This is a genomic window from Bacillales bacterium, from assembly GCA_035700025.1.
Taxonomy (GTDB): Bacteria; Bacillota; Bacilli; order Bacillales; family DASSOY01; genus DASSOY01.
This window is the reverse complement of record DASSOY010000035.1, coordinates 1-17,015: the sequence shown is the minus strand read 5'-3', so window position 1 is coordinate 17,015 and position 17,015 is coordinate 1. Positions and strand designations below refer to the sequence as shown.

Annotated in this window: 14 protein-coding genes; 13 read left to right on the top strand and 1 reads right to left on the bottom strand. The window is 49.8% G+C overall.

Annotation, left to right across the window (positions count from 1 at the left end; all coding sequences use genetic code 11):
* Window positions 1–148: 148 nt before the first annotated feature.
* The 5 genes from abc-f to hemY all read left to right on the top strand — a co-directional run bounded on the left by abc-f (window position 149) and on the right by hemY (window position 7,574).
* A complete protein-coding gene (abc-f, locus tag VFK44_06085) occupies window positions 149–1,777 on the top strand; it encodes an ABC-F type ribosomal protection protein (GenBank protein ID HET7627943.1) in 1,629 nt (542 codons plus the stop codon).
* 132 nt (window positions 1,778–1,909) lie between these two features.
* Window positions 1,910–4,081: a PBP1A family penicillin-binding protein gene (locus tag VFK44_06080; protein ID HET7627942.1), complete on the top strand. Its 2,172-nt coding sequence runs from the start codon at window positions 1,910–1,912 to the stop codon at window positions 4,079–4,081.
* 114 nt (window positions 4,082–4,195) lie between these two features.
* Window positions 4,196–5,239: a uroporphyrinogen decarboxylase gene (gene hemE / locus VFK44_06075; protein ID HET7627941.1), complete on the top strand. Its 1,044-nt coding sequence runs from the start codon at window positions 4,196–4,198 to the stop codon at window positions 5,237–5,239.
* On the top strand, window positions 5,239–6,183 hold the full coding sequence (gene hemH / locus VFK44_06070) for a ferrochelatase (protein HET7627940.1): 945 nt from the start codon (window positions 5,239–5,241) through the stop codon (window positions 6,181–6,183). The genes hemE and hemH overlap by 1 nt, the downstream gene beginning before the upstream one ends.
* Window positions 6,180–7,574 (top strand): protoporphyrinogen oxidase, encoded by a 1,395-nt coding sequence (gene hemY / locus VFK44_06065; GenBank protein ID HET7627939.1) that lies wholly within the window; start codon window positions 6,180–6,182, stop codon window positions 7,572–7,574. Before hemH ends, hemY begins: the two co-directional genes overlap by 4 nt.
* Here hemY and VFK44_06060 read toward each other — a convergent pair.
* The gene (locus VFK44_06060; protein HET7627938.1) at window positions 7,571–8,158 is read right to left on the bottom strand and encodes an EXLDI protein; all 588 of its coding nucleotides are present in this window, start codon (window positions 8,156–8,158) and stop codon (window positions 7,571–7,573) included. The genes hemY and VFK44_06060 overlap by 4 nt on opposite strands.
* Window positions 8,159–8,324: 166 nt before the next feature.
* Between VFK44_06060 and VFK44_06055 the strand changes: the two genes are divergently transcribed.
* The 8 genes from VFK44_06055 to VFK44_06020 form a co-directional block, all read left to right on the top strand.
* A complete protein-coding gene (locus VFK44_06055; GenBank protein HET7627937.1) occupies window positions 8,325–9,926 on the top strand; it encodes a sensor histidine kinase in 1,602 nt (533 codons plus the stop codon).
* A 1-nt stretch (window position 9,927) separates the two neighbouring features.
* Window positions 9,928–10,620, top strand: a complete 693-nt coding sequence (locus VFK44_06050) for a response regulator (protein HET7627936.1) — start codon at window positions 9,928–9,930, stop codon at window positions 10,618–10,620.
* Window positions 10,621–10,767: 147 nt separating this feature from the next.
* Window positions 10,768–11,748 carry a tripartite tricarboxylate transporter substrate binding protein gene (locus VFK44_06045; protein HET7627935.1) on the top strand — a complete coding sequence of 327 codons (981 nt, stop codon included), beginning with the start codon at window positions 10,768–10,770 and terminating at the stop codon, window positions 11,746–11,748.
* 79 nt (window positions 11,749–11,827) lie between these two features.
* Complete coding sequence (locus VFK44_06040) at window positions 11,828–12,277, top strand: tripartite tricarboxylate transporter TctB family protein (protein ID HET7627934.1); 450 nt, start codon at window positions 11,828–11,830, stop codon at window positions 12,275–12,277.
* Window positions 12,278–12,323: 46 nt separating this feature from the next.
* On the top strand, window positions 12,324–13,802 hold the full coding sequence (locus VFK44_06035; protein HET7627933.1) for a tripartite tricarboxylate transporter permease: 1,479 nt from the start codon (window positions 12,324–12,326) through the stop codon (window positions 13,800–13,802).
* Between the two features lie 32 nt (window positions 13,803–13,834).
* The gene (locus VFK44_06030; GenBank protein ID HET7627932.1) at window positions 13,835–15,217 is read left to right on the top strand and encodes an SLC13 family permease; all 1,383 of its coding nucleotides are present in this window, start codon (window positions 13,835–13,837) and stop codon (window positions 15,215–15,217) included.
* 38 nt (window positions 15,218–15,255) lie between these two features.
* Window positions 15,256–16,671 carry a bifunctional 2-methylcitrate dehydratase/aconitate hydratase gene (locus VFK44_06025; GenBank protein HET7627931.1) on the top strand — a complete coding sequence of 472 codons (1,416 nt, stop codon included), beginning with the start codon at window positions 15,256–15,258 and terminating at the stop codon, window positions 16,669–16,671.
* 17 nt (window positions 16,672–16,688) lie between these two features.
* Window positions 16,689–17,015 (top strand): isocitrate lyase/phosphoenolpyruvate mutase family protein (locus VFK44_06020; GenBank protein ID HET7627930.1); only part of this gene is annotated, 327 nt, incomplete at its 3' end.

The window sequence follows — 17,015 nt, the reverse complement described above, 5'->3', positions numbered from 1 at the left end:
TCGGGGATAGGATTCGTCTGCCTTCATGGCCATTCACTCGTTTGCGACGGGCGTTTATTTTCGCATGCTATCGATCTGCATGTGTCTTGCGGCCGTTTTGCGTGACGTGCACGAATGCCTCCCCGAAACTTCAGGGAGGGATTTTTTTATGTTAATGCTGAAAGCGAACCATCTGCAGCAAAGTTTCGGCGACCGTCTCATTTTTCGCGTGGAATCGATTCAAGTTCACGAACACGAGCGCGTTGGCATCGTCGGTTTAAACGGCGCGGGTAAAACGACCCTGCTCATGATTTTGGCGAAAGAAAGCGAACCGGAACATGGCGAAGTTGTTCATTTCGGCGATGCCGCCGTCATCCCGCAACTCGAAGGCCCAGCGGCGCCGACAGGGGAGAAGTCGGCATCTCGATGGCATGTGGCGGGGGTCGATTCAGGCTGGATGAGCGGAGGAGAACGAACGCGAAAGAAAATCGCAGTCGCCTTTGAACAAGAAGCGCACTTGCTGTTTGCCGACGAACCGACGAGCCATTTGGATCTCGGCGGAATCGAGCAATTGGAGGATGAACTCAACCGGTATCGAGGAACGGTTTTCCTCATCTCGCACGACCGCGAGCTCATGGACGCCGTCTGCACTAAGATCATCGAAATTGAAGACGGAGAGATTCGCGAATACAACGGCAATTACAGCGCTTATCGCGAGCAAAAAGCGCACAGGCGAGAAAGAGAGCAATTCGAATACGAGCAATACGTGAAAGAGAAACGGCGGTTGGAAGCGGCAGCCGCGGATAAAACGGAAAGAGCGGCGAAAATGAAAAAGACGCCGAAACGAATGGGCAATTCGGAGGCGCGGCTGCACAAAATGGATGCGAAAGGGAAGAAAGCGAAGCTCGATCGTGCGGTGAAGGCGATCGAATCGCGGCTCGAGCAGCTCGAATCGAAGGAAAAGCCGAAGGCGCTGGAGGCGGTGCAGTTTGATATGCAGGCGTTTTCGCCGGTGAAAGGGAAATTCGCGGTGAGATTCGACCGCGTATCGAAAACCGTAGGCGAGCGAACGTTGTTCCGTGATTTCTCGTGCACGGTGAAACCGGGCATGAAGGTCGCGCTCGTCGGGAATAACGGTGCGGGGAAAACGACATTGTTAAAAATGGTTGCCGGCGCCGCCGAAGGGATCACGGTTGCTGGAAGCGGGAAGGTCGGATTTTTTCGGCAAGATTTATCGACGCTCGATGAAGGAAAGTCGATTTATGAAAATGTGGCGGAGGGCAGTCCGTATTCGGAAACGATGATTCGTACGCTGTTAGCGCGCTTGTTGTTCAAGCGGGAAGATGTATGGAAACCGGTTTCGGTACTCAGCGGCGGGGAGCGGATGAAAGTGGCCTTGGCGCAGCGGTTTTTGGCGGGAGAAAACATTTTGCTGCTTGACGAACCGACGAATTATCTCGACGTGTTTACGCAAGAAAGATTGGAGGAAGTGCTCGCGGCTTATCCAGGGACAATTTTGCTGGCGACGCATGACCGTCGTTTGCTGAATCGCACGGTCGATCACGTGATTGTTTTCGAAGATGAGACACCTGTCTCATTTGATGGGAATTACGCCGCTTATTTACGTGCGAAACGGATGCGGAACAATTCCAGCGGCGGAAACGAGCTGGAACGGTTGAAATTGGACAACGCACTGGCCGAGGTGATCGGCAAGTTGTCGCTCGTCGTCGATTCGGCGGAGAAAGAGACTCTCGAGGAACGCTATCAAATTTTATTGGAACAACGTCGGAATCTTTAGTTGGAGGAACCTTGACGGGTTCCTCTTTTCTGCATGTTTTTTCATGCCGGCTCAAATACTAATGACATATTCGTTTCGTTTTTGCGGCAGATGCGTTAAGATGGTTTTCAATCATAGATTGGAGTTTTCATCATGTGGAAAAAATTGCTGGTTGCCGCGGGGCTTGCAGGCGGATCGTTAGTGCTCGGTTTTATCGGCTATCTTTGCATCTTGTTTGCCGGCCATTATGTCATCGACAAACAAGATCTTGTCTTGGATTCGACGACGCGAATCGTTGATCAGCGCGGCCGTACGATCTCGGAGTTGTACGTCGAAAACCGAAGTCCACTCAATATCCGCCAAATTCCCGAAAGTGTGCAAAACGCATTCATTGCCGTCGAGGACAGCCGTTTTTACGAGCATCACGGCGTCGATTTGCAGGCAATCTTCCGGGCGCTGTACATGGATATTTTATCCGGAAACAAAAGTCAAGGCGGCAGCACGATTACACAGCAATTGGCGAAACGAGTCTTCCTGTCGAGCGACAAGACGTGGCTCAGGAAAACGAAAGAGGCGATTATCGCCATTAATCTTGAACGACGTTACAGCAAGAAACAAATTTTGCAAATGTATTTAAACCAAATTTATTTCGGCCACGGGGCGTACGGCATCGCGACGGCCGCCGACCTTTATTTTAATAAAAAAGTATCTGAGTTGACCGTTCCCGAGGCTGCTTTGCTCGCGGCGATTCCAAATGCGCCGTCGACGTATTCGCCAATTGATCATCCGGAACGGGCGAAAGAACGGAGAGATCTCGTCATCGACTTAATGGCCGAGCAAGGGTACATTACGGTGGAACAAGCGGTTGCGTACAAGCACGAGACGCTCGGGCTCGACTTGCACAAAATGAAAAAACACAAAGCCTATTGGACGTACATCGACATGGTTTTGGATGAAGCGGAGAGCCTTTACCATTTATCCAATGAGGCGATCTTGAAAGGCGGCTATAAAATTGTCGTCCCCATGAGCATCCAGGCGCAGCAAGTATCGTATGATCTTTTTCAAGACTCGTCGTACTTTCCCGGGAGCGACAAGGAACATCCTCCTGAAGGAGCGCTCGTCTTGATCGACGTGAAAACGGGCGGGGTGCTTGCTGTGCAAGGCGGAAGAAATTACGTGCGAAAAGGGCTGAACCGGGTGACCGTCAAGCAGCAGCCGGGTTCGGCGTTCAAACCGCTCGTCGTTTACGGTCCGGCGCTGGAAACGGGAAATTACCAACCGTATTCGTTGCTGAAAGATAAGAAAGTGGCTTATGAAGCATACGGAGGGTATGTACCGGAAAATCACGGCGGCGTTTATCGCGGAGAAATGACAATGTACGACGCCTTGAGAGTTTCAGCCAATGCTCCGGCCGTTTGGTTGTTGGATCAAATCGGCATCAAAACCGGAAAGCACTATTTGAATCAAATGGGCATTCACATTCCCGACGACGGATTGGCGATGGCGCTCGGCGGCCTGAAATACGGGGTGACGCCGCTGAAGATGGCGGCCGCATACCGTGCTTTTGCGGCGGACGGAATGACCATCGACCCGTACTTCATTTCGGCCATATACAATCGAAACGGCGATTTGGTTGCGCAGGCGCATCCGCGCGAGAAGCGTGTGTTTTCATCGCAAACAGCATGGTACATGACAAAAATGCTTGAAGCTGTCGTAACGAACGGCACCGGAAAGCGCGGCGACGTTGACACGGACCTTGCAGGGAAAACCGGAACGACATCGTATCCGCCTGTTCCCGGAGCGGCCGCTGACGCTTGGTTTGTCGGCTATACGCCGAAAGCCGTCGGCGCCGTCTGGATGGGCTACGATTCAACATCGAAATCCCGGCATTTGACTTCGGGCAGCAGCTTTCCGACACGGCTTTTCAAAGCATTGATCGATCGATTGCCTAAGCAGCAGCACCTTGCTTTCACAAAACCGAAAAACGTCCGAGACTTGCAAGCGCCGATTCGTCTCGAAGACGTGAACGACTTGAAAGCGCATTTGACGCTTGGCACGTTCGGGCTGCCTGCCGTTAAGCTGGAGTGGACACCGTCAACAGACAAGAGAATGGTATATCATATTTATGCGGAGACCGACGGGAACTTGAAACGAATCGGAAGAGTCACGGGGAAAGGCACTTTCGTCGACGAGACGGTCAATCCGTTTTCGCTGCCGCACTATTATGTGAAACCGTATAATCCGCAAACGGACAAGGAGGGACGGCGATCGAACCGCGCATCGGCGGATTGGGTACCGAAACTGTTCGGAGGGGGGAAAGGATAGGCGAGCGCCTATCCTTTTCCCGTTCCGCTGTATTCCTCTATAATAGAAGATGGTTTTACCGGGGTTCCATCCCTTTGTTAATGATGAAAAATCTGTTGTTGAAAGGTGTATGTCATGAACAATCGATCATTCAATGATGCGTTTTTGAGAGCGTGCAGGAAACAATCGGTTTCCCGGGTGCCAGTTTGGTATATGCGGCAGGCCGGCAGATATCAGCCGGAATACCGAAAAATCCGTGAAAACTATTCTTTGTTTGAAATTACCCATCATCCCGAAGTTTGTGCGGAAGTCACGCTGTTGCCGGTCCGGCAGCTTGCGGTGGATGCCGCAATTTTGTTTGCCGATATCATGACGCCGCTTGTACCGATGGGCGTCAATGTTGAGATCAAGTCCGGTGTTGGACCGGTCATCGACAAACCGGTCCGTACGATGTCCGACATCGAACGGTTGGACCGAATAGATCCCGAAGATGACGTTCCTTACGTGCTTGAGACGGTTCGTTTGCTGAAAGCGCAATTGGCCGTGCCGCTCATCGGCTTCGCCGGGGCTCCGTTCACACTGGCGAGCTACATGATTGAAGGCGGGCCATCGAAAAACTACCATTTAACGAAAGGGTTTATGTATTCGAAACCGGAAGAATGGCAGGCGCTCATGGACAAGTTGGCGTCGATGACGGCGGCTTATTTGAATGCGCAAATCAATGCCGGTGCGGCTGCGGTACAAATTTTTGACTCTTGGGTCGGCGCCCTGAACGCAGAGGATTACCGAACCTACATCGCTCCGGTAATGGAACGGATATTGCGTAATGTTAAGGCGGAACACGATGTTCCGGTCATTTACTTCGGTGTCGGTGCCGGGCATTTGCTCGAAGAATGGAATGCTCTCGGTTTTGACGTACTCGGCTTGGATTGGCGAATGAGCATAAGAACGGCGAGAGAGCGGGGCGTGGCGAAAGCGGTGCAAGGAAATTTGGATCCTTCCTTGTTGCTGGCGCCTTGGGAGACGATCGAGGAAAAGGCGAAAGAGATTCTTGATCAAGGCATGGAACAGGACGGATTTGTTTTCAACCTTGGCCACGGGGTATTTCCGCAAGTGAAAGCCGATACGTTAAAAAGGTTGACGGCTTTTGTGCACGAATATAGTGAGAGGTGTTTGTAATGGAACGGAAAACAGTCGGGTTGCTCGTGATGGCGTACGGAACGCCGTATAAACCGGAAGACATCGAACCGTACTATACGCACATTCGCCGCGGCAGAAAGCCTTCGGCTGAACTGCTTGAGGATTTGAAGCAACGATACGAAGCGATTGGCGGCACGTCTCCCCTGGCCGCCATTACCCGCGAACAGGCGGAGAAACTGGAACGAGCGTTGAACGAACGTTACCGAAATGTTCAGTTCAAGACGTATCTCGGGTTGAAACATATTCACCCGTTCATCGAAGACGCGGTGGAGGAAATGAGCGCCGACGGCATTGAAGAGGCGGTCAGTCTCGTGTTGGCGCCTCATTATTCGACGTTCAGCGTTAAATCGTATAACGAACGGGCACAGAAGAAAGCCGATGAACTCGGGGGTCCGGCAATTTATTCCGTTGACGATTGGTACGATGAGCCGAAGTTCATCCATTACTGGGCCGAACAAGTAAAAGAGACGGTGGCAAAAGTGCCGAATGAAAAAAAGGATCGGACGATCGTGATTTTCTCCGCCCACAGTTTGCCGGAGAAGATTTTGCAAAGCGGTGATCCATACCCGCAGCAACTGCAAAAAACGGCGGACTTGATCGCGAAGGAAGCGGGCATTGATCATTACGAAATCGGCTGGCAAAGCGCAGGCAATACGCCGGATCCGTGGATTGGCCCCGACGTCCAAGATCTCACGCGCGATTTGTTTGAACAGAAAGGCTATTCGTCTTTCATTTATTGCCCCGTTGGGTTCGTTGCTGAGCATTTGGAAGTTTTGTATGACAATGATTACGAGTGCAAAGTTGTCTGCGAAGAACTCGGTGCCGATTATTACCGGCCGCCAATGCCGAACGCTTCGGACGCTTTCATCGATTGCTTGGCGACAGTCGTCGCGAACAAGTGGAACGAGGCCCGAGTCCGATGAAGAAACATGTCGTGATTATCGGGGGCGGCATCACCGGTTTAACGGCGGCCTTTTATTTGCAACGCGAGATTCGAAAACACCGATTACCAGTCACGTTTACGTTGATCGAAATGGACGACAGGCTCGGCGGGAAAATCGACACGCTCAAGAAAGACGGTTTCGTCATCGAGCGAGGTCCGGATTCGTTTCTCGCCCGCAAAACAAGCGCTGTGGAGCTCGTGCAAGACGCCGGCTTAGAAGACGCGCTCGTTCGCAACCGGACAGGGCAGGCATATGTCTTAAATGACGATGTTCTCCATCCGATTCCGAAAGGAACGGCGATGGGGATTCCGATTGATTTGTCGGCTTTCACCGATTCTGAACTGCTTTCTCCGGCAGCGAAGGCGAGAAGCGCTTTGGATCTCGTTCTTCCGCGCCGCAAGGACGGTGATGATCCTTCGGTAGGAAATTTCTTCAGAAGGCGGCTCGGCGGCGAAACGGTGGACAAGTTGATCGAACCGTTGTTGTCCGGCATCTATGCGGGCGATCTCGATCGCTTGAGCTTGAAGGCGACATTCCCTCAGTTTTACGAGTTGGAGCAAAAAGAACGAAGTTTGATGGTCGGAATGAGAAAGAGCCGGGCGAATGCGACAGACAACGGTGCGGCGAAGGGACAATTTTTGACGTTGCGGGACGGCTTGTCTTCGCTTGTAGAAAAATTGGAAGCTGCTTTGCCTGCAAAAGCCATTTTGAAAGGAAGCAGCATCAGCGATATTCGCAAACAAGACGACAGATTTCGAATTACGACGGAGGCTGGAAAATCGCTTCATGCCGATGCCGTGATTTCGACGGTTCCTCATGAAGCGGCGGAAACGTTCCTTCCGGGAGCGACGTTCCTGCGCGGAATGGGGGGCGCACCGGCGACGACAGTAGCAACGATCGCCATGGCTTTTCGTGCCGACCAAGTACGGTCGGATCAAGACGGAACCGGTTTTGTCGTATCTCGAAAAGCAGGGTATCAAATGACCGCTTGTACATGGACGCACAAGAAATGGCCGCACACGGTTCCAAAGGGCCGGGCATTGTTGCGCTGTTACGTGGGCAAACCAGGCGACGAAGCCATTGTAAACAAACCGGATGATGAAATGGCGAGAATTGTCTTGTCTGATTTGAAACGGGTGATGACCATTGACGGCGAGCCGGCATTCACTGTTGTGACGAGGTGGAGGCGGGCAATGCCGCAATACGTCGTCGGGCATTTAAGCTGGCTGCACCATTTGCGAACACAAACACTGCGTGAGTTACCGGGACTGTATTTCGCTGGTGCTTCGTACGAAGGCGTTGGGTTGCCGGACTGCATCAAACAAGGAAAAAAAGCAGCGCAAGATGCGCTGCATTACGCAAACCGTTAAATATCCATGAATACGTCCGATTCGCCGTTTAACTGGCTATGAACGGCGTTGGCGAGATCGGCCGGAAGATGTTCCTTCAATTCGTCTTCGGTTTCGAACACGTCGAAGCGGTACTTATTCGGTTTCGACCAAACGCCAAATTCGTCGTCAAAGTCAAACGAAAACTTGAAATTCAACTTTTGCCGGAGCTTTTCGGAAAGAATTTTTTCCGACAAGTCTTCGGTTTTTTTATTCACGTTTTGCACGAATTCATTCAACGACCAATTGTGAATTTCTTTCGTGTAAAGCGCAAATCTTTTTTTCGCGGTTTGATAGACGATAAGCACCGTCACCCGTTTCAATTCGCGGTCGACGATATGGGTTCTCGCTAGTTCTTTTCCAATGAATCGTTTGTACGTGTACGTGCCTTTTTCGCCGACTTTGATGCGAATTTCTTCGAATCCTTGCTGCTTTGCTTCCTCGGCTTTAATGTATCGCCGCAAGGCTTGGGCGATGGTCGCCGATAAATTGTCGCCTGCCAACTCTTGGGCTCGTTCGAATGTTTCAAGGTCGGCGTCTGTCACATAAATCGTTTTGTTGGGCATGCATGTTACCTCCTTTATTGGGATTGTGTTTTATATCATTATAAACTACGTATATGTATATTGTAAATATATTTGTAGATGCAAACAACATTTTTTACTGTTGCTTTGAAGAAAATTTGCTAAAATAGTGAAAACAAAGACATCGAATTCGGGGTTGAGGCATGTTGTGAACAAGTTGTTGAACGTATCGTTGCAAACGAAAATATTAACACTCGTGATTTCATTGATCTTATTCGTCATTCTTTTGCAAACTGGTATTTCGGTCTATCTTGAATCGAAAGAAATCCATGAGAAAACGGCGAAATTGGCACTTCAGACGGCAAAAATGGTTTCTTTCATGCCTGCCGTCAAACAGGCTTTCCGATCGGAGGATCCGTCGGCCGAAATTCAGCCGGTGGCTGAGCAAGTTCGTTATGAGGTCGGCGCAGCAGAAGTGATCGTTTCCAATCGTCAAGGGACGATGTATTCTTATCCGGACGCGAGCCTGATCGGAGAAAAGGTGATACCCGGCGACAACTATATGGCACTCGTCTTCGGAGGAAGCTACAATTCAACGGCGACCGGACGGCTTGGCCCGATGATCCGCGGGAAAGCGCCGATTTTTATCGATTACGGAAAATATGAACGAAGCGTCGGTGTCGTGACCGTCGGTTTTTTATTGGAAGACATTGAAAAACAAGTATTGAAAAAAGTAGCGAAAAGCTCCTTGTGGGCATTAGCTGTGCTGATGGTCGGCGCTGCCGGCAGCATACTGCTCGCCAGGAACATCAAGAAAGATACGCTCGGACTGGAACCGTACCAAATTGCTTCGCTGTATCGCGAGCGAAATGCCGTCTTGTTATCGATCAAAGAAGGGGTGATCGCGACAGATGAAAACGGCATGATTACGATGTTAAACCATTCGGCAAGAGAAATGCTCGGGTTAAACGAGGAAGCGATTGGTCAGTCTTACAAGAAGTTATTTCCAAGCTCGCATTTATTGAGAGTATTAAAAACGGGAAAACCGGAAACAAATCGAGAAATCGAGTTGAACGATAAGGTATTGATCGTCAACCGAACGCCGGTTGAGGAAAACGGAAAGATCGTCGGGGTCGTGTCCAGTTTTCGCGACAAGACGGAAATTCAAAACATGATCGTCACTTTGTCTGAAGTGCAAAAGTACTCGGAAGATCTACGAGCGCAAACCCATGAATTTACGAACAAATTGTATGTTTTGTCCGGGTTGCTGCAGCTCGGGGAATACGAAGAAGCGATCAATATGATCCAAAATGAAGCCGGCAGCCATATGCTGCAAAATCGAATCTTGTTCGATCAAATCCGCGACGCGAAAGTTCAGGCAATTTTGCTCGGAAAAATCGGCAAAGCTTCAGAGAAAAAAGTCGAATTTACCATTGATCCGAACAGTTCGCTGCAAATGCTTCCGGGACGTATTCATATCTCGCAATTGATCACCGTCCTTGGCAATTTAATCGATAACGCGATCGAAGCGGTACAAGACCAAGAAAACAAGAAGGTTGAATTTTTTGTAATGGATGTTGGAAACGATATCGTCTTCGAAGTCGCTGACAACGGCCATGGGATGTCGGAAGAAGCGCTGAATCAATTGTTCACGATCAGGTTTTCTTTGAAAAAAGGAACCGACAGGGGATACGGCCTGTCGAACGTCCATAAAGTCGTCAAAGAATGGAACGGGACGATCGAGGTGGATCAACCGGAAGGCGGTGGAACGGTATTCACCGTATACGTGCCAAAGAAGGGGGAGAAGTGACGTGCTTAATGTAGCGATAGCGGAAGATGATTTCAGGGTCGCTTTGGTTCATGAGCGGTTTTTGGAAAAAGTTCAAGGGGTCACGCTTGTCGGAAAAGCGTTAACCGGAGCCGAAACGATGGAATTGTTGCAGCAACAAAAAGTAGATTTGCTGTTGCTCGATATTTACATGCCCGACGAATTAGGCACTGATTTGCTTCCGAAAGTCCGCGAACATTTTCCCGATGTCGATATCATTATGATCACTGCTGCGACGGAGAAAAAACTTTTGGAAACGTCCATCCGCAACGGCGTGGTCAGCTATTTGATCAAGCCGGTCTCATTGGAACGTTTTGTGCAGACAATCGAAGATTATAAACAATATCGTGAAAAATTAACGCAGGCGGAGCAAACGGATATTAATCAGTCAGTGGTTGACAAGCTTTTCCATAAAGAAACAGGAAAAGCCGAGAATCACGAACCGCTTCCGAAAGGGATCGATACGCTCACGCTTACGAAAGTGAAAACGATGATTGAAAAGACGAGCAGCGGTATGACTGCCGAAGAATTGGGCAAGCAAATGGGGGCCTCGCGAACAACGGCGAGAAGGTATTTGGAGTATTTACTTTCCGTCGGCCAAGTTCATGCAGATCTCGAATACGGCATCGTCGGCAGGCCGGAACGAAAATATTATCCGTCGGAAAAACCATCTTGATGGCCGATCAAGATGGTTTTTCGTGAACAAAATGAACAAAACGTCCTTTAAATCCTTAATACGTTTTATTTAAACAACGGTTACAAAAGAAAACGTTTCCATTATGATCGTTGTGTAAAGAGTGAAAATCATTACGGAGGGATGACTTTGAAGAAATTATCTTTTGTGCTTGTTGCTCTATTATTGCTCATTGTATCCGCGTGCTCATCGCAAGGATCTGGAGGAAGCAGTGCGTTTCCGACGAAAAACATTGAATTTATCGCACCTGCATCGCCAGGCGGCGGATGGGACTTGACCGCACGTTCGATGCAAAAAGTTCTTGAAGAGAAAAACCTCGTCGACAAACCGATCAACGTCGTCAACAAACCGGGCGGCAGCGGCGAAGTCGGCTGGAAGTATCTCAAAACGAAAGACGCGCATACGTTGTCGATCAACTCCAGCCTTATCATTACCAACAATTTGTTGGGCCACAGCAAATTAACGTACGAAGATTTTACCCCGATCGCCATTTTAACGACCGAATGGTCCTCGATCGCCGTACCGAAGGATTCGAAGATCAAAAGCGCTAAGGAAGTTATGGAAAAATTGAAGGAAGATCCGAAGTCGTTGAAAATCGGGGTTGCCCCGGGTCTTGGCAACGACGATCACCTGTCGATCGTTCAAGCGGCGAAAACTTACGGGGTGGACGTCACGAAACTTGATTTTCTCGTTTATGAAAGCGGCGGCGATGTTGTAACCGCTCTAGCAGGTGGCCATGTCGACGTAGCGACGATGTCGGTCTCCGAAGCGAAGCAACAGTACTTGGCAGGAAAGATCAACATTTTGGCGGTAACTTCCGCGGAACGAATTGAAGGTCTTGAGAAAGTTCCGACGTGGAAAGAAGAAGGTGTGGACATGGTATTCCCGCACTGGAGAGGCGTCATGGGTCCGCCGAACATGTCGGAAGAAGAAATCGCTTATTGGGATGAAAAAATCGGGGCTATGGTCGAGACCGACGAATGGAAACAAATCTTGAAAAACAACGAATGGGAATCGTTTTACAAAGACAGTGCCGAAACGAAAAAATTCTTGAAATCGGAAACGGAAAAATATGCCGATCTCCTGCAAAGCTCAGGGTTGACGAAATAATTCGTCCATTTGATCGATGGAAATGGATCCTAAAGGATCCATTTCGATCTTTCAAGGACGGTCGGAAGGAGACGACGAAATGAATGCGACGAAATACATGATGCCGGTATTTTTTCTCATGATCGGCGTAATTTCTTTTATTTTATCGATTCGGTTGCCGAAAGCTACACTCGGAGATCCGTATGGACCTTTATATTTTCCCATCTTGGTCAGCGTGTTCCTATTTTTGGCAAGCCTTGTGTATTTGTTCAACGTTTTCAAAGCCGATCATGGAAACAAGCGCGAAATGGCTTTGTTGAAAGAAGGGCGGGCGCCGTTGCTCATCATCTCGACACTCGTTTTGTGCGTCATTTACACGGTAATGTTCGAAAGCCTCGGTTATTTGGTTTCGACTTTTTTGTTTCTAGGCGTGCTGTTGTTCATCGTTAACGGCAAAAACAAATGGATCACGAACGTCAGTGTCACGATATTGTTCACTTTAGGCTCGTGGTACGCCTTTACTGGATTATTGGATATCAGTTTGCCTTAGTTGGGGGGTTACGTTTTTGGATTTTCAGCAAATCTTGCACGGTTTCATGACGGCGCTGCAGCCGGATAACATTATTTATCTTATGATCGGGGGACTTATCGGTACGATCGTCGGCATGCTCCCGGGTCTCGGTCCCGCTACGGCAATCGCCGTATTAATTCCGATTACGTTCGGCATGGATCCGACGAGCGCCCTAATCTTAATGGCCGCCATTTACGGGGGAGCTATGTACGGCGGCTCCATCAGTTCGATTTTGTTGAACACGCCGGGTGACGGGTCGGCAATCGCCGCCACATTCGACGGCTACCAAATGTCGAAAAACGGTCAGGCTGGAGCGGCCATTGCCATTTGTGCCATCGGTTCGTTCATCGGATCGATCGCCGCCGTCGTCGGATTTATGTTTTTGGCTGTTCCCATGGCCAACTTAGCCTTGAAGTTCGGCCCCGCTGAGTATTTCTTGCTCTTTTTATTTACTCTTTCTACGGTCGTCTCTTTATCTGTAGGGAACATGACGAAAGGGTTTGTGTCGATGGCCGTCGGCTTGTTATTGTCCACGGTCGGGGTCGATACGCAAACGGGTGTTTATCGGTTTACTTTCGGGCTGCCGCAATTAAGCGGAGGCATCGATTTTCTCGTCATTATCATCGGTGTATACGCGGTCGGAGAAGTGTTGTACAACTATTTAACGATCGACGACCCGGTTGAAAAGAAGAAGAAATACGGCAGAGTCTGGATTACGAAAGAACAATGGAAACGTTCCAAAGGCCCGATCATGAGAGGCACACCGATCGGCTTTATCATCGGCATTTTGCCGGGGGCTGGCGGTTCGCTTGCGTCCATGCTCGGCTATTCCACGGAAAAATCGCTTTCGAAACGGTCCCATGAATTCGGCAAAGGTGCAATCGAAGGAGTCGCGGCACCGGAAACGGCCAATAATTCGGCTTCTGTCGGGGCGTTGATTCCGCTGCTGACGATGGGGATCCCCGGATCGGGAACAACGGCCGTTATGCTTGGTGTGTTGATCATGCTTGGGGTTCAACCGGGACCGTTGCTGTTTGAACACGACCCTGATCTCGTCTGGGGGTTGATCGACAGTTTGTTTCTCGGCAACATCTTTTTGTTTCTCATTAACATTTTCATGGTGAGCGTATTCGTGAAAATTTTGGACGTGCCGCCGAAAATTCTTTATCCGCTCATCTTAGTGCTCGCTTTTATCGGCACGTACACATTGAACTACAGTATTATTGATTTTTACATCCTAGTGATCTTCGGCATTATCGGCTTGTTCATGAAAATCTTCGACTTTCCAATCGCGCCGCTTATTTTGGCCTTGATCGTCGGTTCTGACATGGAACAAAACTTCCGAAAAAGTTTGGTTGCCTCCGATGGGAGCCTGGATATCTTTTTTGCATCGCCCATAGCGGTCATTTTGGTCTGCCTGACGATTTTGTCCGTCGTCTATCCTTTAATCATGAAGAAATTCCAGAACGAGAAGGAAAATCAAGACCCGAACATGCCGTCGTGATAAGATTGCACTTTTAGATGTGGAGTTGCCGTATGTTCAGACAATCATTGCATTTCATTTTTGCATTTCTCTTGTATGTTTTGTTTGTTTCTCCCGTCATTTTTCATTGGAACGGCATGATTCAAGCTTTTGCGCTCCTCGTGCTTGCGCAAATTTTATGGACGGGGGGCGTGCTTCCAGCTCCCGTCACTTCATTGCTCTTAATGCTGCTCGTTTCGTTTCACTTTTTCACGTTTGAAAAGACGTTAAGTTTCCTTGGCTCGGACGTCGTTTGGCTGCTGTTTTCCACGTATATCATTGCCGGAGCTTTCTTGAATTCGGGACTCGCTCACCGACTGTCGCTTTACGTGCTTCGGTTCTCAAAAGGCAGCATCCGGTTTTTGTTGTTCATGTTCATGATGCTTGGTTTGTTTTTGGCCTTGTGCGTTCCATCGAATGTCGGAAGAGGAAACATGTTGGTATCGGTGCTTGAGAAAGTTTCGTTGCACGTAAACAAATGGCAGAAGGCGCAAAACATCTCAAAAACGCTTTTCATCGCAAGCAGTTATATTGTCAGTATTGGCGGAGCGGCAGTGGTGACGGGTGCTAATTCCACGCTGTATGCGTTCAGCATGTTTCAGTCGATCTCTTCGCTCGATCTCAACTATTTGAATTGGATGCTTTTGTTCATGCCGCCGATCGTTGTTTTCATTGTTTTGCTTTGGATGGTGTTCATGCTCGTATTTCCGCCGGAAAAGATCGACACCGCGCCGATTATTTCATTCGTCGACGCTGAACTCGCACGCATCGGAAGCGTATCCGGTGTTGAGCTGAGAACGATCGCCATTATCGGCGTCACCATTTTCCTATGGATCTTACAACCGTTGCACGGCTATTCCATATCCATGATCGGGCTCTTTGGTGCGGTGTTGACGATGTTACCTGCCGTTGGGGTGTGGAAATGGGAAGACGCGAAAAAACAAGTCAATTGGGGGATGCTGTTGTTCTTTGCCTCGACGCTTCTGCTTTCCCGCTTGCTTATCCGTTCCGGCGCATTGGAGTGGGTGGCGGAAAATTTTTTCGCGTATTTCTCGTTCCATCACTTGTTCGCCGTGTTGCTTGTCCTCTTAATCGCTACGGTAATTTTGCGTACGTTTTTCGTGAGCCTCTTGGGTTTCATGACGATCATGATTCCGCTTTCGCTTGAAATCGGAAGCTATTTAGGGGAGACGTCGTCACTGCTTCTCACCATGGCCGTTTATTTGGCGGGGGTTCCTGGATTTTTTCTCGTCACCCAGTCCCCCGTGCACATGATCTATTATTCGTACGGCAATTTCTCTGAAAAAGATTTGTTTCGTGTCGGCACAGCGGTCGCCGGAATTTGGTTGGCGATCATTGCGATTACGGTACACTATTACTGGGCGGTTCTTCTCTAAGAGTGGACATCAAAGTGCAAGAAAGGGGAACGACACGATTGAAAAGAGATGCGTTGCTTGATGCTGTTGCTGAATACGCCGTTTGCCATAAAATTGACTCGCAGAAAGCACTGGAGACGGCAAACCACGTTTTGATGGATGCTCTCGGCTGCGCTGTGCTTTCGCTGCGCTATCCCGAATGCACGAAATTGCTTGGGCCGATCGTCCCCGGCACAATCGTGCCGAACGGGACACGGGTTCCCGGAACGCCGTTTGAACTCGATCCCGTTAATGGCGCTTTCAACATAGGATGTTTGATCCGCTGGCTCGATTACAATGACACGTGGCTGGCGGCTGAATGGGGGCATCCTTCTGATAATGTCGCCGCGATCTTGGCAGTTTCCGACTACGTCAGCCGAGAAAGAATCGCGCGCGGGAAACGTCCGCTCACGATGCAAGAAGTCTTAGAAGCGATCGTTAAGGCGCATGAAATCCAAGGGATCTTAGCTTTGGAAAACAGTTTGAACCGGGAAGGGCTTGACCACGTTTTGTTTGTAAAAGTTGCCTCTGCCGCTGTTTCGTGTGCACTGCTGGGCGGAACGGTTGAAGAAACGGCGAATGCGGTTTCCAATGCGTGGATCGACAACGCGAGTTTGCGGACGTACCGACACGCGCCAAATGTTGGATCGCGAAAGTCATGGGCGGCCGCTGATGCCGCTGGGCGGGGCGTATGGTTTGCCATGACGGCGCTTAAAGGGGAGATGGGATATGCCACAGCGATTACCGCTGACACCTGGGGAGTCGAGGATGCGATGTTCGGCGGGAAACAGGTGACGCTCGCGCGCCCGCTCGGTTCTTATGTTGTCGAAAACGTCTTGTTCAAAATTGCATACCCGGCGGAGTTTCATGCGCAAACGGCATTGGAAGCGGCCATCCGTCTTCATGAGGATGTACGTGGAAGGCTTGGTGAAATCGAAAGCGTTGTGATCACGACGCATGAAGCGGCGAAACGGATCATCGATAAGACCGGTCCGCTGCATAACCCGGCCGACCGGGATCATTGCATTCAGTACATTACCGCAGTTGGATTGATTTTCGGGGAAATGACGGCCGACCATTATGAAAATGACGAGGCGGAAGACGCGCGGATCGACGCGCTTCGCGAGAAAATGGTCGTCCGTGAACGGGAACGATTCAGCCTCGACTACTTAGATCCGGAAAAACGGTCGATTGCCAATGCGGTGCAAATTTATTTTAAAGACGGCACGTGCACGGAAAATGTGACGATCGAGTACCCGATCGGGCATCCGCGAAGAAGGGAAGAAGGGCTGCCGCTCTTGTTCGCAAAATTCAAGAAGAATTTGGCGGCGCATTTTCCAGAGCGAAGAGCAGCTAAGCTTTACAAGCTGTGCACCGACCATGCCCAGCTTCGAAAGATGAGTGTGGCGGATTTCATGTACGAATGGACGGTATAAATAGGGAGGAGAAGCTTATGTCTTGGCTGATCAATCAACCGAAATCACAAATGGAGCTTGCCGGCACCTTTCGCAAATTGATGAACCATAATGATATCTTAAAAATTCCCGGCGCTCACGACGGCATGTCAGCGCTTGTGGCGAAACAAGCGGGATTTGAAGCGCTCTATTTGTCCGGGGCGGCATACACCGCAAGCCGGGGACTGCCGGATCTCGGCGTTATCAGTTCCACAGAAATGGCGGAACGGGCGCGGGAAATCGTTCGTGCCGCCGGATTGCCATTGTTGGTCGACATCGATACCGGTTACGGCGGTGTGTTGAACGTCGCGCGAACGGCACGCGAA